The organism is uncultured Methylibium sp., assembly GCF_902826655.1.
In the GTDB taxonomy this organism is placed as follows: domain Bacteria; phylum Pseudomonadota; class Gammaproteobacteria; order Burkholderiales; family Burkholderiaceae_C; genus Methylibium.
In genome coordinates, this window is the sequence record NZ_CADEFR010000021.1 from 32,897 (window position 1) to 52,969 (window position 20,073).

25 protein-coding genes are annotated in these 20,073 nt (G+C 71.5%); 10 read left to right on the forward strand and 15 right to left on the reverse strand.

Features of this window, described 5'->3' with window-relative positions; genetic code table 11:
* The first annotated feature begins 12 nt into the window (after positions 1-12).
* The 3 genes from QZV97_RS10840 (at position 13) to QZV97_RS10850 (ending at position 4,119) form a co-directional block, all read left to right on the forward strand.
* Positions 13-555: an ECF-type sigma factor gene (locus QZV97_RS10840; RefSeq protein ID WP_295641795.1), complete on the forward strand. Its 543-nt coding sequence runs from the start codon at positions 13-15 to the stop codon at positions 553-555.
* Positions 556-589: 34 nt separating this feature from the next.
* Positions 590-3,589, forward strand: a complete 3,000-nt coding sequence (locus QZV97_RS10845) for a serine/threonine-protein kinase (RefSeq protein ID WP_295641796.1) — start codon at positions 590-592, stop codon at positions 3,587-3,589.
* 86 nt (positions 3,590-3,675) lie between these two features.
* Complete coding sequence (locus QZV97_RS10850) at positions 3,676-4,119, forward strand: hypothetical protein (protein ID WP_295641797.1); 444 nt, start codon at positions 3,676-3,678, stop codon at positions 4,117-4,119.
* A 21-nt stretch (positions 4,120-4,140) separates the two neighbouring features.
* Here the strand turns inward: QZV97_RS10850 and QZV97_RS10855 are convergent, their stop codons facing one another.
* From QZV97_RS10855 to QZV97_RS10920, 14 genes are all read right to left on the reverse strand, one after another.
* Positions 4,141-4,515 (reverse strand): VOC family protein, encoded by a 375-nt coding sequence (locus tag QZV97_RS10855; protein ID WP_295641798.1) that lies wholly within the window; start codon positions 4,513-4,515, stop codon positions 4,141-4,143.
* Entirely contained in the window at positions 4,512-5,030 is a 519-nt protein-coding gene (locus tag QZV97_RS10860) for a GNAT family protein (protein WP_366558905.1), read from the reverse strand. Before QZV97_RS10860 ends, QZV97_RS10855 begins: the two co-directional genes overlap by 4 nt.
* A complete protein-coding gene (locus tag QZV97_RS10865) occupies positions 5,027-5,455 on the reverse strand; it encodes a PH domain-containing protein (protein ID WP_295641799.1) in 429 nt (142 codons plus the stop codon). The genes QZV97_RS10860 and QZV97_RS10865 overlap by 4 nt, the downstream gene beginning before the upstream one ends.
* Before the next feature lie 57 nt (positions 5,456-5,512).
* Positions 5,513-6,028, reverse strand: coding sequence for an OsmC family protein (locus QZV97_RS10870; protein WP_295641800.1), 516 nt, complete (start codon positions 6,026-6,028; stop codon positions 5,513-5,515).
* A gap of 15 nt (positions 6,029-6,043) precedes the next feature.
* Complete coding sequence (locus tag QZV97_RS10875; RefSeq protein ID WP_295641801.1) at positions 6,044-6,460, reverse strand: DoxX family protein; 417 nt, start codon at positions 6,458-6,460, stop codon at positions 6,044-6,046.
* Positions 6,460-6,963: a cupin domain-containing protein gene (locus QZV97_RS10880; RefSeq protein ID WP_295641802.1), complete on the reverse strand. Its 504-nt coding sequence runs from the start codon at positions 6,961-6,963 to the stop codon at positions 6,460-6,462. The genes QZV97_RS10875 and QZV97_RS10880 overlap by 1 nt, the downstream gene beginning before the upstream one ends.
* Positions 6,960-7,226 (reverse strand): DUF1653 domain-containing protein, encoded by a 267-nt coding sequence (locus QZV97_RS10885; protein ID WP_295641803.1) that lies wholly within the window; start codon positions 7,224-7,226, stop codon positions 6,960-6,962. Before QZV97_RS10885 ends, QZV97_RS10880 begins: the two co-directional genes overlap by 4 nt.
* A 21-nt stretch (positions 7,227-7,247) precedes the next feature.
* On the reverse strand, positions 7,248-8,087 hold the full coding sequence (locus QZV97_RS10890) for a hypothetical protein (protein ID WP_295641804.1): 840 nt from the start codon (positions 8,085-8,087) through the stop codon (positions 7,248-7,250).
* Between the two features lie 103 nt (positions 8,088-8,190).
* Complete coding sequence (locus tag QZV97_RS10895; RefSeq protein ID WP_295641805.1) at positions 8,191-8,598, reverse strand: GFA family protein; 408 nt, start codon at positions 8,596-8,598, stop codon at positions 8,191-8,193.
* An 18-nt stretch (positions 8,599-8,616) separates the two neighbouring features.
* The gene (locus QZV97_RS10900; protein ID WP_295641806.1) at positions 8,617-9,126 is read right to left on the reverse strand and encodes a hypothetical protein; all 510 of its coding nucleotides are present in this window, start codon (positions 9,124-9,126) and stop codon (positions 8,617-8,619) included.
* Positions 9,127-9,155: 29 nt separating this feature from the next.
* Positions 9,156-9,560 carry a nuclear transport factor 2 family protein gene (locus tag QZV97_RS10905; protein ID WP_295641807.1) on the reverse strand — a complete coding sequence of 135 codons (405 nt, stop codon included), beginning with the start codon at positions 9,558-9,560 and terminating at the stop codon, positions 9,156-9,158.
* A 9-nt stretch (positions 9,561-9,569) separates the two neighbouring features.
* Positions 9,570-10,061 carry a DUF1801 domain-containing protein gene (locus tag QZV97_RS10910; protein WP_295641808.1) on the reverse strand — a complete coding sequence of 164 codons (492 nt, stop codon included), beginning with the start codon at positions 10,059-10,061 and terminating at the stop codon, positions 9,570-9,572.
* A 96-nt stretch (positions 10,062-10,157) separates the two neighbouring features.
* Positions 10,158-10,571 carry a hypothetical protein gene (locus QZV97_RS10915; RefSeq protein WP_295641809.1) on the reverse strand — a complete coding sequence of 138 codons (414 nt, stop codon included), beginning with the start codon at positions 10,569-10,571 and terminating at the stop codon, positions 10,158-10,160.
* Positions 10,572-10,724: 153 nt separating this feature from the next.
* Positions 10,725-11,342, reverse strand: coding sequence for a hypothetical protein (locus QZV97_RS10920; protein WP_295641810.1), 618 nt, complete (start codon positions 11,340-11,342; stop codon positions 10,725-10,727).
* A gap of 300 nt (positions 11,343-11,642) precedes the next feature.
* Here QZV97_RS10920 and flgG point away from each other — a divergent pair, with 300 nt between their 5' ends.
* The 7 genes from flgG to QZV97_RS10955 are packed head-to-tail and all read left to right on the forward strand — an operon-like array spanning position 11,643 to position 19,593.
* Positions 11,643-12,425, forward strand: coding sequence for a flagellar basal-body rod protein FlgG (flgG, locus tag QZV97_RS10925; RefSeq protein WP_295641811.1), 783 nt, complete (start codon positions 11,643-11,645; stop codon positions 12,423-12,425).
* Positions 12,422-13,090, forward strand: coding sequence for a flagellar basal body L-ring protein FlgH (locus tag QZV97_RS10930; protein WP_295641812.1), 669 nt, complete (start codon positions 12,422-12,424; stop codon positions 13,088-13,090). The genes flgG and QZV97_RS10930 overlap by 4 nt, the downstream gene beginning before the upstream one ends.
* 43 nt (positions 13,091-13,133) lie before the next feature.
* Positions 13,134-14,273, forward strand: coding sequence for a flagellar basal body P-ring protein FlgI (locus QZV97_RS10935; RefSeq protein ID WP_295641813.1), 1,140 nt, complete (start codon positions 13,134-13,136; stop codon positions 14,271-14,273).
* Positions 14,274-14,275: 2 nt separating this feature from the next.
* The gene (flgJ, locus tag QZV97_RS10940) at positions 14,276-15,157 is read left to right on the forward strand and encodes a flagellar assembly peptidoglycan hydrolase FlgJ (RefSeq protein ID WP_295641814.1); all 882 of its coding nucleotides are present in this window, start codon (positions 14,276-14,278) and stop codon (positions 15,155-15,157) included.
* Positions 15,158-15,170: 13 nt separating this feature from the next.
* The gene (flgK, locus tag QZV97_RS10945) at positions 15,171-17,132 is read left to right on the forward strand and encodes a flagellar hook-associated protein FlgK (protein WP_295641815.1); all 1,962 of its coding nucleotides are present in this window, start codon (positions 15,171-15,173) and stop codon (positions 17,130-17,132) included.
* Positions 17,133-17,155: 23 nt separating this feature from the next.
* On the forward strand, positions 17,156-18,352 hold the full coding sequence (gene flgL, locus QZV97_RS10950; protein ID WP_295641816.1) for a flagellar hook-associated protein FlgL: 1,197 nt from the start codon (positions 17,156-17,158) through the stop codon (positions 18,350-18,352).
* Between the two features lie 2 nt (positions 18,353-18,354).
* Positions 18,355-19,593 carry an HDOD domain-containing protein gene (locus tag QZV97_RS10955; protein ID WP_295641817.1) on the forward strand — a complete coding sequence of 413 codons (1,239 nt, stop codon included), beginning with the start codon at positions 18,355-18,357 and terminating at the stop codon, positions 19,591-19,593.
* 45 nt (positions 19,594-19,638) lie between these two features.
* Here QZV97_RS10955 and QZV97_RS10960 read toward each other — a convergent pair whose 3' ends face one another.
* Complete coding sequence (locus QZV97_RS10960) at positions 19,639-20,067, reverse strand: BLUF domain-containing protein (RefSeq protein WP_295641818.1); 429 nt, start codon at positions 20,065-20,067, stop codon at positions 19,639-19,641.
* Positions 20,068-20,073 lie beyond the last annotated feature (6 nt).

A 20,073-nucleotide genomic window follows, 5' to 3' on the forward strand; every position in this document is an offset into this window, starting at 1 on the left:
ATTCTCGAATCGATGCGGTCCCCCGACCCCACGATCCCGCCGAAGCCCGAACCGGTGCAGGTGCTCTTCCCCGCGCTCTACCCCGAGCTGCGGCGGCTGGCGCGCTCGCGCCTGGCGTCGGGCGGGCGCCACACGCTGCTGGACACCGCGGCGCTGGTGCACGAGGCCTTCCTGCGCATGCAGCGCGACGGCGGCGTCGCCGTCAAGGACCGCGAGCACTTCCTCGCCTACGCCGCCACGACGATGCGCTCGATCGTGATCGACTTCGTGCGCCGGAGCAGTGCCGACCGGCGCGGCGGCGGGGCCGAGCACATCACGCTGGACACGCGCGCGGCCGAGGCCCTGGGCGCGTCGGACGACGAGATCCTCGAGGTGCACGAGGCGCTCGAGACGCTGGCCAAGGTCGATGCGCGGCTGGTGCGCGTGGTCGAGATGCGCTACTTCGCCGGGCTGACCGACGTCGAGATCGGCAGCGCGCTGGGCGTGACCGACCGCACCGTGCGGCGCGACTGGGAGCGCGCCCGCCTGCTGCTGGCCGACATGCTCGGCCGCTAGGGCCCGCCAGCCTGAAGGCGGGCCCGTCGTCGCCATGAAGCCCAGCCCCGACGCCGAGCGCCTGAAGCGCATCAACGCGCTGCTCGAGTCGGCGCTCGCGCTGCCCGAGACCGAGCGCGAGACCTGGCTGCAGGGCCTGCCGGCCGACCAGCAGCCGCTGGTGCCGGCACTCAGCGCGATGCTGTCGCGCGCCGCGGTCGAGACCGACTCCTTCCTGCGCCGCCCGGTCGAGGTGGCGCTGGATGCGCTCGACGCGCTGGACCCCGCGCCCGACCGCCCCGGCGACCGCATCGGCCGCTACCGCCTGGTGCGCGAGATCGGCGTCGGCGGCATGGCCACCGTGTGGCTGGCCGAGCCGGTCGACGACGCGCTGCAGCGCCAGGTCGCGCTGAAGCTGCCGCGCACCGGCTGGAGCCAGGGCCTGGCGCAGCGCATGGCGCGCGAGCGCGACATCCTGGCCTCGCTCGAACACCCGCGCATCGCCCGCCTCTACGACGCCGGCGTCACCGCCGAGGGCCGCCCGTGGCTGGCGATGGAATGCGTCGACGGCCTGCCGATCGACCGCCATGCCCGCGAGCACAAGCTCGACGTGGCGCAGCGCCTGCGGCTGTTCCTGCAGGTCGCCGACGCGGTGGCCCACGCGCACGCGCGGCTGGTCGTGCACCGCGACCTGAAACCCAGCAATATCCTCGTCACGCCGCAGGGCGAGGTGCGGCTGCTCGACTTCGGCGTCGCCAAGCTGCTGGAGCAGGACGCGCCGCCGTCCTCGCAGCTCACGCAGCTGCTGGGTCGCGCGCTGACGCCCGACTACGCCTCGCCCGAGCAGGTCGCCGGCAAGCCGGTCGGCGTCGCGACCGACGTCTACTCGCTCGGCGTCGTGCTCTACGAGCTGCTGGCCGGTCAGCGGCCCTACCGGCTGGGCCGCGACAGCACCGCGGCGCTCGAGGAAGCCATCCTCGCCGCCGACGTGCCGCCCGCCAGCACGCGCACCGCCGGCGACCGGCGGCTGGCCCGCCAGCTGCGCGGCGACCTCGACACCATCCTCGAGAAGGCGCTGCGCAAGAGCCAGCGCGACCGCTACGCGAGCGTCGAGTCCCTGGCCGCCGACATCGAGCGCTACCTCGCCGGCGAGCCCATCCTCGCCGCGCCGCACAGCCGCAGCTACCGGCTCGGCAAGTTCGTGCGGCGCCACCGCCTGCAGGTCGGCGCCGGCCTGGCCGTCGGCGTCGCGGTCGTCGCGGGCGCCGGCGTGTCGATGTGGCAGGCGAAGCGCGCGGTCGAACAGGCGGCGCTGGCGCAGCGCGAGACGCAGCGCGCGCAGGCGGTGCAGGAGGTGCTGCTCAACCTGTTCCGCTCCAACTCGCTGAAGAACCCCGACCCGATCCGCGCACGCCAGACCACGGCGCGCGAACTGCTAGACATCGGCGCGGCCCAGGCCGTCGAGAGCCTGAAGGACTCGCCGGCGGCGCAGGACGACGTGCTCAACACCCTGGCCGACATGTACTACCAGCTCGGCCTGCATGACGACGCGGTGCGCATGCGCGAGCAGCGGCTGGACGCGCTGCGCCGCGCCTACGGCCCATCCGATCCGCGCGTCGCCGAGGCGCTGCTCGCCCTGGCCAACGACGTCGCGGCCACCGACCGGCCGATGCGTGCCGTCGCGGCGCTGGACGAGGCCCGACGCATCCTCGACGCGGCCGGGGACCACAGCTCCGAGACGCGCGGCTGGGTGCTGCTGGAGTCGGCCCAGCACCAGCAGTACTACTCGGTGGCCGCGGCCCGCCGCGACGCGCTGGCCGCGCAGCAGCACTTCCGCACCCGCCCGTCCGAGTGGACCAGCCACTTCCACGCACAGCAGGCCGTGGCGCGGGCGCAGTTCATCGCCGGCGAGTACGCGGCCGCCGCGGCGGGACATGACCGGGCGCTGGAGCTCGCGGAACGCCATCTCAACGGGCCGTCGGCCTGGTCGATCACGCCGCTGGTGCAACGCGCCGAGGCCCATGCCGGCGACCTGCGGCTCGACGACGCCGAGCGCGACCTGCGCACGGCGCTCGCGCTGGCGCGCCGGCTCACCGGCGAGCACAGCAGCGTCACGCTGCAGACGCAGCTCAAGCTCGGCGGCCTGCTGCACGCCACCGGCCGGCGCGACGAGGGCCGCCGGCTGGTGCAGGACGGCATCGCCGCGACCGAGCGCGAGGCGTCGAACGCGACGCCCAATGCCATCGACGCGGCCCGGCGCGTCGGCGGCCAGCTGATGCTCGACGACGGCCGGCTCGCCGAAGGCCATGCGCGCCTGGCGAGCGGCACCGACACGCTGCGGCGCCAGCTGCCCGACTCGCTGCCGCTGTCGCGCCTGCTGCTGCTCGAGGCCGAGCCGCTGACGGCCATGGGCCGCTACGACGCAGCCCGGCGCGCACTCGACGAAGCCTGGACCGCGTGGCGCCGCATCGCCGGCGATGCGGCCCTGCCGGCGCTGCAAAACCGCTACCTGATCGAGCAGGCCCGCCTGCTGCTGGCGGGCGGCGACGCGGCCGCGGCCGACGCGAAGCTGGCCGCCGTCACGGCGCCGCCCAACGCCGCGCGGCTGCCGCTGCGCCTGGACGAGACGCGCGCGCAGCTGCTGCTGGCCCAGGTGCGCCTGGCGCAGCAGCGGCCGGGCGACGCGCAGTCGCTGGCGCAACTGGCGCTGGATCACGTGCGCGGCTCGCCGCTGCGCGACCGCTACCCGCGGCTCGAGGCCGAGGCGCTGCTGCGCCTGGGCCAGGCACGCCAGCGCGGCGGCGAGCCGCGGACGGCGCGCCCCGAGCTCGAGGCCGCGCTCGCGCTGCGGGTCGCTCAGGAGTGGGCCGACAGTCCCTGGCTGGCCGAGGCGCGCATCGCGCTCGCCGACTGCCTGATCGACCTGGGCGACCGGCGCAGCGCACGCGCCCTGCTGGCCGAGGCCGCACGGGCGCAGCGCGCCCACGCCGAACTCGGCGCCCACCTGAAGGCGCCGCTGCAGGACGCATCGACCCGCGTCGTCGCCAGCCGCTGAGCATGTCCGGCTGCGGCCGGCCCCTGCGTGGTACTGGGTACGAGCCCTTGCTTCTTGGCTCGCATCAACGCCCCAGGGAGAACATCATGACCTTCGCCACCTCGCCCTCCACGTCGCCTTCGCTGTCGTCCAGCGCCCGCCTGCGTCGCCGGCGCCGCGCCGCCGAGCGCCTGCGCCGCTTCGCGCTCGCGATCCCGCTGACGACGCTGCTGGCCGTGCCCTTCATCGCGTTCAACGCCTACGACGCGCGCGACCCCTCGCTGAGCACCGTGCAGGGCGCCAGTCTCGCCCAGGCCGAGCAGGCCTTCCGCGAGCGCCGCTACGCGCATGCCTACGGCCGCCTCAGCGCGCTGGCCGACGCCGGCCACGTGCCGTCGGCACGGCTCGCGATCGTGATGCACGACCAGGGTCCGGCGCTGTTCGGCAGCGGCTGGGCCGCCACGCCGGCGCAGCAGCGGCGCTGGAACGCGCTGGTCGTCAACGCCGCGCGCAACCGCATCGATTTCCTGGACACCGAGCGCGGCGACTGAGGCGGCCGCGGCCGGCACCGCTCAGGCTGCCGCCGGCCGCTGCACGATCTGCAGCTCGTTGCCCTCGGGGTCGCGCAGCGTCGCCAGCGTGCCGCCCCAGGCCTGCCGCTCAGGCAGGCCGCTGAACGTCACCCCCTTCGCCGCCAGCGCGCGGTGACTGGCGTGCACGTCGTCGACCCGGAAGGACAGGCCGGTGAAGCGGCCCACCAGGGCCTGCTCGTCGGCCGGCGCAGCGGCGGCCACGGCCTCGACCACCAGTTCGCAGTTGCCGGCGTCGAACACGCACCAGCCCTGCAGTGCGCCGTCGGCCCGCAGCTTCAGGCCCAGCACCTGGCCGTAGAAGGCCTTGGCGCGATGGATGTCGCGCACGAAGACGCGCGCCGTGTTGAGGTTCATGCGGCCGCCTGCCCATCGGCCAGGATCGCCCAGCGCTCGTGGTCGCGCCAGCGCCCGCCGATCTTCAGGTAGCGCGGCGAACAGCCTTCCTTGCGGAAGCCGCAGGCCGTGACCAGCGCGATCGACGCCGCATTGCCCGGCTGGATGTTGGCCTCCAGCCGGTGCAGCCCGAGCTGCCGGAAGGCGTGCCGCACGACGGCGCGCAGGCCCTCGCTCATCAGGCCCTGGCCCTCGTGGCCGGCAAAGGCGTAGTAGCCCAGGTAGCCGCTGCGGAACGGTCCGCGCACGATGTTGCTCAGGTTGAAGACGCCCACCAGCGCGCCGTCGTCGCGGCGGCACACCAGGTAGGCCTGGTTCGCCGGCTCGGCCATGCGCAGGGCGTAGGCGCGGAACTTCGCCGGCGTGTCCGGTGCGCTGATCCAGGGGTGATGCAAGGCGCGGCTGCGTCGCACGGCGGCGAGAAAGTCGCGCGCATCACCGGGCGCGGGGGGCCGCACCAGCACACGCCGTGTCACGGCTGCCGCGGAGCCCGCGCGCCGTCCTGCGCCTCGATGAAGGCGCGGCGAAAGGCGATCGGATTGGAGATGCCGGGGATCGGCGCCTGCGGCTCGCCGGCGCCCGCGATGACCAGCGTGCCGTAGTTCAGCAGCCGGCCCATCACGCTCTGGTCGACCTGCACGCTCTCGACCTTGTGGATGTTGAGTTCCACCGTGCGGCGGCTGACGAAGCCGAACTTCGCGATGACGCGCCGCGTGGTGATCGCGAGTTCGGTGGTCTTGTACTTGACGTAGGCGACGATCAGGAAGACCAGGCCCAGCCCGAAGGCCGGCAGCAGCACGATGCCCGGCAGCAGCCAGCCCCACAGTGACCACAGGCTGATGCGCCCCAGGTGGACGATGCGCTCGTCCTTGATCAGGGCTCCCTCGACGTAGCTGGCCATGCGATCTCCGGGGTGACGGGCAGGATGCGGGGCGCGACTTTACCGTGGCGCGGCCCGCTACAGCAGCTCGATCTCCGACTCGACCGGCACCGCCCGCCGCACCGCGTCGCCGACCGGCGAATGGGCCTCGCCCCACTCGACCAGCTCGCGCAGCCGCGCGGGCGGCACGCCGGCGGCCGCGATGCGGATGTGCACGCGCAGCGCCAGCGGGCCGGCCGGCACGCCGTCGGCCACGCCGAGCAGGCCGCGGTCGTCGGAGCGGCTGCCGACGCTGACCTCCAGCCGCTGCAGCGCGATGCCCAGCTGCGCCGCGCGCATCGCGATGACGGTGGCGTCGCAGTTGGCCAGCGCCGCGCGCAGCAGCCAGCCCGGCGACGGCGCCGTGCCGCCGCCGCCCATCGCGGCCGGCATGTCGCTCGCCATGGTGGCGCCGTTGGGGCCTGCGGCCACGCAGCGCAAGTCGTGCTGCAGCACCGCGACCGCGGGGCTGTCGACGGACAGCGCGTCCTGCGGATGATCGGCAAAGTGCCGGGCGACGCTGGCGAGGGAATCGCGGATGTGGGTGGTGGACATGGAAACCCTCTCTCGTCAGTCGGCGCCGCGCGCGGCCCGCCCGTGCTGCAGGCCGACGCACAGCAGGCAGGCGATCAGCAGCACGCTGTACTCGGCGCCGTTGCGGCCCAGGCCGACGACGAACCAGCCGGCCTGGGCATGCACGAGCACGATGCCCATCGCATAGACGAAGGCGTAGGCCAGGCACAGCGGCAGCACCCAGCGGCGCGCCAGCAGCAGCACGGTCCCCACGATCTCCAGCGCCGTGACGGCGCCGGCGATGCCCAGGCCGAGCGGGAAGCCCTGGCTCCCGAGCCAGGCGCCGAAGGGCACGACGCCGCCCTCCACCAGCCGCGCCCAGCCGTGCGCGGCGATCAAGCCGGCCAGGACCACGCGCAGCGCGTCCCAGCCGAAGCGGCTGCGTGCGGCGTCGGTGGCCAGGAAGCGAGGCATCACGGTTCGCCCTCCCAGTAGTCGAGGCCCGGCCCCTTGCGATCGATCACGTCGAAGCGTGCAGGGCTGTCGAGGCTGGCCTCGGCCAGGTACTTGCCCGAGTCCGGGTACTCGCAGATCTCCGGCGTCTCCATCGTGCTGATCGAGAGGTACTTGAGCGGCGCATCCGAGGTGTTGATGATCTGGTGCGGGTACTCGGGGCCGGCCGGGATGAAGATCACGTCGCCGGCCTTCAGCGGCAGCATCTCGCCGGCCACCCGCAGCGTGCCGCTGCCCTCGACGACGATGAACATCTCTTCCTGCGCGTGATGCAGGTGGTACGGGCAGCCGCGCTTGCCGGGCTCCAGGATGTCGATCGTCGCCCCCAGCTTGCGGGCCGCCGTGCCCCGAGCGAGTCGCGCCGCGCGGGCGTCGTAGTGCGGCTCGCGCACGCCGCGCTCGAGCGGCACCTCGTTGAAGTTGCGGATCAGGGTGGCGGCCAGGGCCGCGGCTCGGTCGGTCATGAGGGCGACTCCAGAGAAGATGGGGGATCCACCGGGTCGACGGCAGCGAAGCGCGGCTGGCGCCGCCCGCCGACGTCGACGTCCTCGAAGAACATCGCGTACGGCCGCACCCACAGGCCGCTGTCGTCGTAGAGCGGGCGGTACAGGACCAGCGGCTCCCGGGTCTCGCTGTGCCGCGCGACGCCGACGACCTCGTACTCGCCGCCCTTGTAGTGGCGGTAGCGGCCGAGCCGCGGCGCGGGGAGCGGTGGCAGGTCGTTCATCGGCATCGCGTCGGCCGGCGGCTAGGTGTTGAGCCCGTCCCGGGTGCCCGGCAGCCCCCGGCCCATCGCGGCGGCGGCCTCGGTCAGCGCCGCGTCCAGCGCCTCGATCGCCACCGCGTTGAAATGCGCGCCCGACTTCGAGCCGAGGAAGGCGACGTACTGCCGCAGCACGTCGTCCGGCAGCGGCTCGTAGGTCCGCGCAAAACCCGCCAGCATCATGCCGCTGAAGCCCTGCAGCATCTGGGGCCGCTGTGCTTCCATCAGCGCCCGCAGTTCCTTGGACGACATTGCCGGCGCTTGCGCCTGCATGCTGGTCACGCCGCGGTGGATGGCCAGCGACGAGTTGATCGCGATCTGCACCAGCGCCTCGGCCGCGCGGGTCTCCTTGAGCAATTGCTCCAGCAGCGCCCGTCGCGCCGGCGACGCGCGCTCCAGCACCGCCACGCCTTCACGCACGACGACGTCGGGCTCGACCGGGTCCGCCGAGGCGGCTTCCTCGAGGCGGGTCACCTGCCGCCCCGTCGGAGAGTCGTACCAGCGCTTCAGCACCGGCACGTGCGCGGCGCCCAGCCGTCGGGACACCGTGCCGATGGCCGCGGCCTGCAGCCGCTGCGGCGCGTACGCGTCCGCTAGCACGCCGGCCAGGCGCTGCCGCTCGGCATCGCTGGTTGGCTTGCCGCCACGCTCGAGCGCCGCCGAGAAGGCGTCCTGCACCTGCGGCGACAGGCTGGCCAGCTGCTCCCACAAGCCCGACTTGCGGACCAGCTGTTCGGCCGTCGCCTTGTCGGTCTGGGCCAGCAGGCCGCCGCTGACCGACAGCATGACGAGCCCCAAGCACCACGACTGCAGGATCCTGAGCATCCTTGTCCTCCCTGCGGCCGGACGACGTCTGGGTGCGTCGCTGCGAAACGGCCGAATCGTTGAGCGAGTCTAGCGTCCGGGCCTCAAGCGCAGGCGGGCGCGTTCACTCCGGGTCCTTGTCGAACACCGTCACGCCGGCCGGCAACTGCACCCAGGGATGACGGCGGCAGTCGTAGACCGAGTCCTGCGGCGGCGGGAAGGCCGGGTCCGCGAAGCCGCCCACGGCCACGGCGACGCCCAGGGCCTCACGCCCCTCCTCGGTGTGGAAGAGGTTCGACCCGCAGACCGGGCAGAAGCGGAACCGGAACTTCGCGCCCTGGTCGCCGGCGCGGACGAACTCCGTCGCCTGGCCGACGACCCGGTACGGCGCCGCAAAGGCCGCCAGCGCCGCGAAGACGCTGCCGGTTCGTTGCTGGCAGGCCAGGCAATGGCACACGCCCACGCCTTGCGGGTCGCCTTCGACCTCGATGCGCAGCTGGCCGCAGCAGCAGGACGCGGTTCTCGTGGTCATCAGCACCTCCCCATCGGGTCAGCCCAGCCGCGCCCTGGCAGCACCCAGCAGGATGCGCGAGTACAGCTGGTGAAAGCCCAGCAGCGCGCGGAACATCCAGCCCAGGCCGGCCTGGCCCGTGCGTCGGCTGCGCACGGGAACCACCGCCGAGCCGAAGTACAGACGCGTCCCCGGCGACGCCGCACTCCCGGCCGCGGCCACCATCAGCCAGGACTTCGTGCGGCCGGTGAAGTCTGCGAGCAGCAACTGGTCCGCCGTGCGGCCCTCGACGGACCACGCCGCGAAGCTGTCGCGCGTGCCGTCCGCCAGCTGCCGGGCCTGGGCGTCCGTCGACGGACGCGACGCGAACAGCCGCAGGATCAGCCGCTCCAGCTTGAACACCCAGGTCGTGTAGAAGGCCTCGACGAACGCGGCGTGCGACACGCGGCCCGCGACGTCGACGGCGTAGCAGTCGGCATAACCCGCCGCGCCTGCATACCGCTGCAGCAAGGCAGCGGCCGGCAAGTCACAGCGACGGATGGTGGGCATGGGCGTTGTTGTCTGCGTCGCCTTCCATGCTACCGGGCTGCGGCCGGAAACCGACTCAGGTGCTCGTGCACGATCCGAAAGCCCCCTGCCCCGCGCACCAGCACGCGAGTGCCGCGACCGCGCACCGCAAAGCTTCGATCGCCCTGCGAGCCTTCCCAGTGCCAGGTGTAGGTCGCGGTGGCCGTGGTCTCGTCGACCGTCAGCACGGTGATGTCGCTCAGGTAGAAGCGCGCCTTCTTCACCGTGGGGTCACCGCGCCAGGTCTTCTCGAAGGCGGCCTGGATAGCAGCCCGGCCGATGAAGTCGCCGTCGTTGAAGCGGAAGTAGGCGCGCTCGTCGATCAGGTCGCGGATCAGCGCGAAGTCCTCCTGCCCGGCCAGGCGCTCGAACTCGTGGAGGAAGGCGACGACGGCGTCAGGGGTGATCGTGGGCATGGACGCGGCTCACTTCCGGCCACGGCCCGGCGCCTTGGCCGCGACCGCCTGCCGGTTGGCCGCAACGGCCGCCCGGATCAGCGCCTTGAAGGCCCGCGCATCCAGCGACTCGCCCTCGCGGAGGTCGATGGCCCGCCGCGTGTTGCCTTCCAGGCTGGCGTTGAAGAGACCCTGCGGATCGTCCACCGAGGCGCCGCGCGCGAAGGTCAGCTTGACCACCTGCTTGTACGCCTCGCCGGTGCAGACGATGCCGTCGCACGACCACACCGGCACGCCGCCGGGATTGCTGGCCTTGGCCCACTTGCACTCCTCGACGATGTCGGGCGCGGCTTCGTGGATGAGGCGGCGGACCTGGGTCAAGGTCTCGGCGCGCCAACCGGCGATGGCGTGGAGGAAGGCGTCGACGGGATGAAGAATCGCCGCATGCGGGCGTCTCGTGTCAGCCCGCGGCTTGCCCTCTGCGCCAGCGGTCAGCTCAGTGGAGCTCGGTCCTTTTGCCATAGTTCGTTCGCCAGATACCTGTTGCCATATCGTTCGAGCTGCGTCGCGGTCAGTGGACCATCCCGGTGCGTGTCGGCTCGAGCTAAGGCCGCGCCACTAGACGACAGAGAGCCAGTCTTCCTTGAACGCGGCCCCCACCTTGCGCAAGGTTCCCAAAGGCACGACACGACGCTTGCCATTGGGTGAGTTGTAGACCAAGGGTTCCAACTTGCTGGATGGAACGATCCAGGTCTCGGGGCGTGTCCCGGGCTCCTTGATCTTGCCCAGGAAGCAGACGAAGGCGAGAAAGTGGCCCTGCTTCGCTGTCTGCACGTTGTCTACCGGCCAGGACGTTGTGCCAGCCAGACCCTTGACATCGATAGTGATGGTGTCGCCGGCTCCCCGAACCACGGCGATGTCCACCGACTTCTTGTTGCCCAAGCTGAGAGCCGCATCGGCGCCAAGGCGGTGCAGTACCGACATGACGTAGAACTCCGCGGCCAAATTGGTGTTGTAGCCGATCTCAGACATTTGCCTCCGATCTGCGTAGACGGTTGATGCGCGGCACAACGTTTGAGCCGAGGCGCGCGCGCAGGCATGGCGCTTGGCCCGCGTGTCGGATGATAGGAACGACCGCTGCGCGGGCCAAGTGCTATGCCGGAGCGCGTCCACCCGAGCGCAGAGTTAGGCCTCGCTGCGCAATCGATGCTCGCCCCAGGGGAACGATCGCGTGTGCAGAGCGAAGAATGGAGTTGGCAATCGCAGGCCAAGGGCCAAGAGACCAACTTGCAGGGCGTCGCCTTCACCAGGACGCTCAGGAGGCAAGGTTGGCCGAGTCGTGGCGATCAACTCGTTCGGCGAGTAGATCAAAGAGTACTCGTAGTCAATGTCGCCACCCCACATGGCGCACGCGTAGTAAACAACCGACTGTTCGAGAGAGTGAGAGAGCTGACTAAGGAAGGCTCTGAATGGCAGCGGGGGCGTGGACTCTTCATCAAGATACTCGGCGATCACTTGATCTACGTCTCGATTGCTGGACACCTGAACTTCAGTTCCTATAAGTGTGGACCAGTCAACGAATGCCGAGTCATGCCACTTCGCGCCATACGAGGACTTGCCGCAAACGGGCCGAACAACCAGAAGACCCTCGGAAGGAAGGCCGTGTTCTTGGTCGGGGCGATCCCAACTGTTCTCGGCAAGCTCGCGAACGACGTAGGAAGAATCTGCGAGTGCAGAAGCCGCAGCCCACTTGAGAGCTCGGGCCGTCCCAGTGATGAGGATCTCGTCTGCGTACCAAGTCATCGTATTTGCGAGGCCTAACGTGAAGTAGGCCAACCTGTCGGGTTGGGAAGGGTTGGTGTATGCGCGGACATGTCGCCCATCATCGTCGGCTTCGCCGCCTACGGAAACCCCCTCGCCGGCCTATCGGCACAAGGCCCCGGCAGTGCGTTACGCGGCTCAATCTCACCGGATGGGCCGCAGGACGACCGTGCCAAGCGTGCCCGCCGCTCCGCGACCGAACTGGCCCCGAATTCCCGCCCTTTTCCCGCCCTTCGCCGCCCTCCAGCCCCGCCATCATCGGCCGACAAGGAGCCCCTGGCCATGATGCGTTCCCTTTGGATCTCAAAGACCGGCATGGAGGCCCAGCAGACCCAGCTGGACCACATCTCGAACAACCTCGCCAACAGCGCGACGAACGGCTACAAGCGTTCGCACGCGGTGTTCGAGGACCTGATGTACCAGACGCTGCGGCAGTCCGGCGCCAACAGTTCCGAGCAGACGCAGCTGCCCACCGGCCTGCAGGTCGGCCTGGGCACGCGCGCGGTCGCCACGTCGCGCCAGTTCAGCCAGGGCAACCTGCAGCAGACGACCAACTACCTGGACGTCGCGGTCAAGGGCGACGGCTTCTTCCAGATCCAGATGCCCGACGGCACCACCGGCTACACCCGCGACGGCGCCTTCCAGGTCGACGCGCAGGGCCAGCTGGTCACCAACAACGGCTTCGTCGTGCAGCCCGGCATCGTGATCCCGGCCAACGCGCAGAGCGTGACCATCGCCGCCGACGGCACGGTCACGGTCGCGCTGCAGGGCCAGGCGGCCACCACGCAGATCGGCCAGTTGCAGCTGGCGCGCTTCGTCAACCCGGCCGGCCTCGAGCCGCGCGGGCAGAACCTGTATGCCGAGACGGCCGCGTCGGGCACGCCCAACGCGGGCGCGCCGGGCAGCAACGGCCTGGGCTCGCTGGCCCAGGGCTTCGTCGAGACGAGCAACGTCAACGTGGTGGAAGAACTGGTCGCGATGATCCAGACCCAGCGCGCCTACGAGCTCAACTCCAAGGCCATCCAGACCTCGGACCAGATGCTGCAGCGTCTGGCGCAGTTGTGAAGCGCGGCGTCCTGGCGCGGGCCGCTGCCGCCGCCCTGCTGGCCGGCTGCCAGACCCTCACGCCCAAGGTCGACGTGGCCGACACCTCGCCGGTGCGGCCGCAGGCCGTGGCCGCGCCGGTGGTCAACAACGGCGCCATCTTCCAGGGGGCCAGCTACCGCCCGCTGTTCGAGGACCACCGCGCCCGCCTGGTCGGCGACACGATCACCGTGCAGATCGTGGAAAAGGTCGCGGCCAGCCAGCAGTCCACCAGCAGCATCGACAAGAGCGGCTCGGTCAACGCCGGCATCTCGGCGCTGCCGCTGTTCGCCCCCAATTCCTTCAAGCGCGCCTCGGCCACCGGCTCCAGCGAGCAGGCCTTCGAGGGCAAGGGCACGACCGCCAGCGCCAACACCTTCAGCGGCACGATCACCGCCACGGTGGTGGGCGTGCTGCCCAACGGCCACCTGCAGATCGCCGGCGAAAAGCAGATCGGCGTCAACCAGCACGTCGACGTGCTGCGCTTCTCGGGCCAGGTCGACCCGCGGGCGATCAACCCGGGCAACGTGGTCGCCTCGGCGCAGATCGCCAACGTGCGCATCGACCAGCGGGGCCGCGGCGCCCAGGCCGAAGCGCAGGGAATAGGCTGGCTGGGGCGCTTCTTTTTGAACGTTCTGCCGCTCTAAAGCTTTTGAGAATGGTGTCCAACGACCCTCGTTGGACACCGCCATGCACCGCCCCTCCCTCGCCGACCCGCTGTTGCGCCTGACCATCCCGTTGGGCCTGCTGGCAGCCAGCGCCGCGCTGTGGTGGCCGCACGAGGCCCAGGCGGCCCGGCTCAAGGAAGTCGCCGCCGTGCAGGGCGTGCGCAGCAACCAGCTGGTGGGCTACGGCCTCGTCGTCGGCCTCGACGGCACCGGCGACCAGACCACCCAGACCCCGTTCACGACGCAGAGCCTCAACGCCATGCTGCAGCAGATGGGCGTGACGGTGCCGCCCGGCACCAGCGTCCAGCTGCGCAACGTGGCCGCGGTGATGGTCACGGCCACGCTGCCGGCCTTTGCACAGCCGGGCCAGGCGATCGACATCAACGTGTCCTCGATGGGCAACGCCAAGAGCCTGCGCGGCGGCACGCTGGTGGCGACGCCGCTGCGCGGCGCCGACGGCCAGATCTACGCGCTGGCCCAGGGCAATCTCATCATCGGCGGCGCCGGCGCTTCGGCGGGCGGCTCCAAGGTCCAGGTCAACACGCTCAACGCCGGCCGCGTGCCGAGCGGCGCCACGGTGGAGCGCAGCGTGCCCACGCCGCTGGCCCAGGGCGACAGCATCCAGCTCGACCTCAACGCGGCCGACTACTCGACCGCGCGCGAGGTGGCCAAGGTCATCAACGGCAAGATGGGTCCGGGCACCGCGCAGGCGCTGGACGGCCGCACGGTGCGCGTGCGCATGCCGGCCGAGCCGGACGCGCGCGTCGGCTTCCTGGCCGACATCGAGAACCTCGACATCGCCCTCGCGGCGCCGGCGGCGCGCGTGGTGGTCAACGCCCGCACCGGCTCGGTGGTGGTCAACCAGGCCGTCACGCTGAACCCCTGCGCCGTGGCGCACGGCAGCCTGTCGGTGACGATCTCTTCCACGCCCGTCATCAGCCAGCCCGGCCCGCTGTCGGGCGGCCAGACGGTGGTGAGCGAAAAGGCCGACATCCAGCTCAAGCAGGACGGCGGCTCGCTGATCCAGCTGCCCGCCGGCGCCAAGCTGACCGACGTGGTGAAGGCGCTCAACTCCCTGGGCGCGACGCCGCAGGAGCTGCTGGCGATCCTGCAGGCCATCAAGGCCGCGGGCGCGCTGAACGCAGAACTGGAAGTCATCTGATCATGCGCTCCGGAGTCGGCTTCGACGCGAATGCGCTGCGATCGCTGCAGGCCCAGGCCGGCAGCGACCCCAAGGCGGCCATCCAGGAGACGGCCAAGCAGTTCGAGTCGCTGTTCATGCAGCAGCTGATGAAGAGCATGCGCCAGGCCACGATGTCCAGCGGCCTGCTCGACAACTCGGGCACGCAGATGGGCACCGAGCTGCTGGACACGCAGTTCGCGCAGAAGCTGACCGGCCTGCCCAACGGCCTGGGCGCGATGATCGCCAGGCAGCTGGAGCGTCAGATGGGTGCTGCCGCGACCGCGGCCGCCGCAGGCACGACGCCCACGGCCCCCACGGCGCCGGCCGCGCCCGCCGCCGCCGCGGGCGCGCCTCAGGCCGAAGTCTGGAACCGCCTGCCCGGCATGAGCAAGGCGCAGGATTTCATCGCCCGCCACACCGGTGCGGCGCAGAAGGTCGAGGCCGAGACGGGCATCCCGTCGGCCTTCATCCTGAGCCAGGCCGCGCACGAGACCGGCTGGGGCGGCAAGCAGATCAAGAACGCCGACGGCACGCCGAGCCACAACCTCTTCGGCATCAAGGCCGGCGCCGGCTGGAAAGGTGCGGTGACCGAGGTCACCACCACCGAGTACGTCGACGGCAAGCCGCAGAAGGTGAAGGCGAAGTTCCGCGCCTACGCGTCGGCCGAGGAGTCGTTCCGCGACTACGCGAAGCTCATGAAGGACAGCCCGCGCTACAGCAAGGTCGTGGCCCAGGGCGGCAGCGCCCAGGGCTTCGCGGTGAACCTGCAGCGCGCCGGCTATGCCACCGACCCGGCCTACGCCGACAAGCTCGGCCGCGTCATCAACACCACGCTGCGGCTGCAACGCACGCTGACGGCCTGAGGAGACCCCGCAGATGGCCAGCATCCTCTCGCTTGCGACGCGCGCGATGTTCGCGAACTACGCGCAGCTGCAGACCACCAGCAACAACATCGCCAACGCCAACACGCCGGGCTACACGCGCCAGCAGGTCGAGCTGGCGACGGCCGGCGGGCAGTCGACCGGCGGCGGCTTCTTCGGCCGCGGCGTCGACGTGGCCACAGTCACGCGCGTCACCAACTCCTTCCTGACGCGCGAGGCCTCGCTGTCCAAGTCGCTGGCCGCGCGCGACGCCACGCGCCTGGAGCAGCTGCAGCGCCTGGAGCAGTCGTTCACGCCGGGCGAGGCCGGGCTGGGCTATGCGGCCGGGCAGATGCTCAACGCCTTCGTCGACGTGGCCAACCGGCCGCAGGACACGTCCGCCCGCCAGGTGGTGCTGGCGCGCGCCGAGGAGCTGGCGTCGCGCTTCCGCGCCGCCGGCGAGCAGCTCGACGCGCTGCAGACCGGCGTGACGCAGGACCTGAAGAACTCGGTGGCCGAACTGAACGCGATGGCCCGGGCCGTCGCCGACATCAACCGGCAGATCGCCGGCACGCAGGGCACGGGCCACACGCCCAACGACCTGCTGGACCAGCGCGACCTGCTGATCAGCAAGATCAGCGACATCGTCCAGGTGACGACGGTGTCGGCCGGCGACGGCTCGGTCAGCGTCTTCCTCGGCGGCGGCCAGCGCCTGGTGCTGGGCGGCGAGGCGCTGAACCTGCGCGTCGTGGCCGACGAATACGACCCCGCCAAGGTGCGGCTGGCGATCGACGAGGCGGGCGGTGCGCGCCTGCTGCCGGCGCAGGCCCTGGCCGGCGGCAAGGTGGCCGGCCTGCTGACGTTCCAGAACGAGGACCTCGCCGATGCCCGCGCGATGCTGGGCCAGCTGGCCAGCGCGATGGCCGGCGCGGTGAACCAGCAGCAGTCCTTCGGCCTCGACCTGCGCAATCCGCCGGGCAGCGGCGCGCCGCTGTTCGCGGTCGGCGCGCCGGTGGCGCTGCCGGCGGCGACCAATGCGCGCACCGGCGCCGGCGCCTTCGTCTCCAGCGTGTCGCTGACGGTGGCCGACAGCCGCCAGCTCGTCGCCAGCGACTACGAACTGCGCAGCGATCCCTCGACGCCGGGCCAGTACCTGGTGACGCGCCTGAGCGACGGCCTGGTGCGCAGCGCCGTCTCGGGCGACACGCTCGACGGCTTCACGATCAACATCCCCGCGCCCGCGCCGGCCGCGACCGACCGCTTCCTGCTGCGCCCGGTGAGCCAGGCCGTGCAGGGCATGCAGCGCGTGCTGGACGACCCGCAGGGCATCGCCGCGGCCTCGCCGGTGGCGGCCACCGTCGGGACGGCCAACACCGGCACGGCGAGCGTCGGCTCGCTCGGCGTCGTCAGCGCCGCGCTGAACCCGGCGCTCACCGCCAACATCGCCTTCACCGACGACAGCGGCAACTACAGCTGGGAACTGCGCGACGCCAGCAACGCGCTGGTCGGCAGCGGCACCGGCGTCTGGAGCGCCGGCTCGCCGATCGCGCTGAACGGCTTCGAGCTCAACCTCAACGGCGTGCCGCGCAGCGGCGACGCGCTGCAGGTCGCACCGACCGCCTTCCCGGCGGCCAACAACGGCAACGCGCTGTCGCTGCTGGCGCTGCGCGATGCCGACATCGTCGGCCGCGAGCTGCTGGGCGGCGGCGGCTTCGTGCCCGGCGAGACCATCACCGGCGCCTACGCGCGCGCCATGGCCGACATCGGCGTGCGCGTACAGAGCGCGCAGGCCTCGAGCGACATCTCCACCGCGGTGGCGACCAATGCCGAGGCGGCCCGCGCCGGCGTGGCCGGCGTCAACCTCGACGAGGAAGCCGCACGGCTGATCCAGTTCCAGCAGGGCTACCAGGCCGCCGCCAAGGTGCTGCAGGTGGCGCAGAGCGTCTTCGAGACGCTGCTGGCCGCCGGCGGCCGCTGATCACCCCCAGAAAGCACACGACCATGCGCGTGACCACCTCCAACAGCTACGACGCCGCCGTCGCCAACCTGCAGAAGCGCCAGCAGAACCTGCAGGAAAGCCAGATGCAGCTGACCAGCCTGAAGCGCGTGACCAAGGCGAGCGACGACCCGACCGCCGCGGCCCGGGCCGAGCGGGCGCTGGCCGTCGAGGCCCGCACCAGCGCCAGCCAGCGCGCCGTCGACGCGAGCCGCAGCTCGATGGAGCTGAGCGAGAGCGTGCTCGGCAGCGCCGGCGAGCTGCTGCAGCAGGCGCGCGAGGCCCTGGTCTCGGCCGGCAATGCCAGCTACACCGACGCCGAGCGCCGCGGCCTGGCGCAGACGCTGCGCCAGCTGCGCACCGAGCTGCTGAGCCTGGCCAACAGCCCCGACGGCGCCGGCAGCTTCCTGTTCGCCGGCCAGGGCGCCAGCAGCCCGCCCTTCATCGACGCGGTCGGCGGCGTGCAGTTCCAGGGCGTGTCCGGCTCGGCCGAGGCCGGCTCGAGCGAACCGCTGCCGCTGACCTTCGACGGCCAGGCCACCTGGCTGCAGGCGCGCACCGGCAACGGCGTCTTCGAGACGCAGGCGACGACGCAGAACGGCAGCGCCTGGATCGACGGCGGCCGCGTCAGCGACCCGTCGGCGGTGACCGGCGATCCCTACAGCATCAGCTTCAGCGTCAGCGGCGGCACGACCACCTACACGGTGCTGCGCAACGGCAACCCGACCGCGCTGACCAACGTGGCCTACCAGGCCGGCCAGGCGATCGAGATCGACGGCCAGTCGGTCACCATCAGCGGCACGCCGGCCAACGCCGACCGCTTCGACCTGGTGCCGTCGAGCGCCTCGCTGAGCGTCTTCGACGCGCTCGACCGCACCGCGGCCGCGCTCGAGACGCCGGGGCGCAACAGCGGCCAGGTCGCGCAGAGCGTGGCCTTCGGCCTGCGCGACGTCGACCAGTCGATGACGCGGCTGCAGGCGCAGCGGTCGCTGGCCGGCGAGACCCTGAACCGCATCGACCGCGCGGGCGACCGCCTGAGCGCGCAGAAGCTCAGCGCGCAGACCGAGCGCTCGGCCGCCGAGGACCTCGACATGGTCGAGGCGATCTCGAAGTTCCAGGAACAGCAGACCGGCTACGACGCCGCGCTGAAGTCCTACTCCTCGGTGCAGCGCCTGTCGCTGTTCCAGTACCTGAGCGTCTGACGATGAATGCCATCCTGAAAAGCGCCGCGCCAGAAGCCAGCCTCCTGAGCCAGGTCGCGCTGAGCTACTCGCCGGTGATCGACCGCCAGCGTTCGGTGAGCGCGACGCGCCTGACGGTGTTTCCGCTGCTGCCGGGCGCGCCGCTCGACGCCGCTGCGCTGCTGCGCGAGGTCGGGGCCGTGTGGCCCGAGGGCGGCGGCCAGGTGTCGCTGAACGTGCTGTCCGAGAACCTGCTGGCCGACCTGCTGCAGGCCGAGCCCAGCGCCAACGTGATGATCGAGGTGCCGGCCTTCATGGCCGCCGACCCCGCCCACACCGCCGCCATCGTCGCGCTGCACGCGCGCGGCAACACGCTGCTGATCAAGGGTCGGCCGCTGCGCGAACTGCCGCGCGAGGTGCTGCCCTGCTTCAAGCACTCGATCATCGACCTGGCGGACGACCGCCGCGTCGGCGAGACGACGCCGGCCGCCGGCGTGGCGCGCAACATCGGCTTCATCCAGTCGGGCGTGGCGCGGCTGGCCGACATGGAGGCCTCCTTCGGTCGCGGCGCGATCGCCGTGCTGGGCTGGCCGATGGACGACGCGATCGCCCACGCCGCCGCCAGCGGCAAGCCCAGCAACACCAAGGCCGCGGCGCCCGACCTGCAGGTGATGGTCGAGCTGATCCACAAGGTGGACCAGGCCGAGCCGATCGAAAAGCTGGAGGCCACGCTCAAGCGCGACCCGACGCTGGCCTTCAAGCTGATGCGCTACATCAACTCGCCCGCCTTCGGGCTGAGCGTGGAGATCAGCTCCTTCCGGCACGCCATCATGCTGCTGGGCTACACCCGGCTGAAGCGCTGGCTGGCGCTGCTGCTGGCCACCGGCAGCAAGGACGTGAACCTCAAGCCGGTGATGTTCGCGGCGGTGCGCCGCGGCATGCTGATGGAGGAACTGGTGCGCCACACCGGCGACGACGAGATGCAGGGCGAGCTCTTCATCTGCGGCGTGTTCTCGCTGCTGGACCGCATGTTCAAGCAGCCCTTCGCCGAGCTGCTGCAGACCATCCCCGTGCCCGAGCGCGTCTACCAGGCGCTGGCCGCCGGCACCGGGCCCTACGCGCCCTACTGCCGGCTGGTGCAGGCCGTCGAGGGCGATGCGCTCGACAGCATCCGCGAAGGCTGCGATGCGCTGCTGATGGATCCGGCGGAGATCAACCGCGGCCTGATGAAGGCGCTGGCGAACGCGGCGACGCTGGACTGAGGCGTCCGCACGCGCCTCGGATCGCGCCGGCCGCTGAAGCTCGGCCTACCCGGCTCGTCCAATGATCGATGCGGTCGCGATCAGCTCTTCGAGCAGCGCCATCGACACCTTGCCGGACACCGCGAACGGGTCCAGCACCGGGCGCTCGCTGTACTTCAGCAGGATCGACGGGTTGATCCGGGCCAGGTTGACCTGCCCCATGGTCCAGCCGGCGAAGCGCCGCTCGGTCACTTCCTCGAAGTGGAGCACCGCGATGTCGCGGTGGCGCGGGTCGCGCACGATCTCGGCGTAGAGCGAGTTGACGGCGGTGCGGCCGCCTTCCAGCACCTGCATGAACACGTCGCCGCCGTGGCACAGGATGCCGGTGATGCCGAGGCCGGGGTTGTGCGCGCGGCACTGCGCGAGCACCGAGTCGACCAGTTCGGGCGTCACCGGTTCGGCGGCGCGGCTGGCGTAGAGCAGGCGGACCAGCATTTCGGG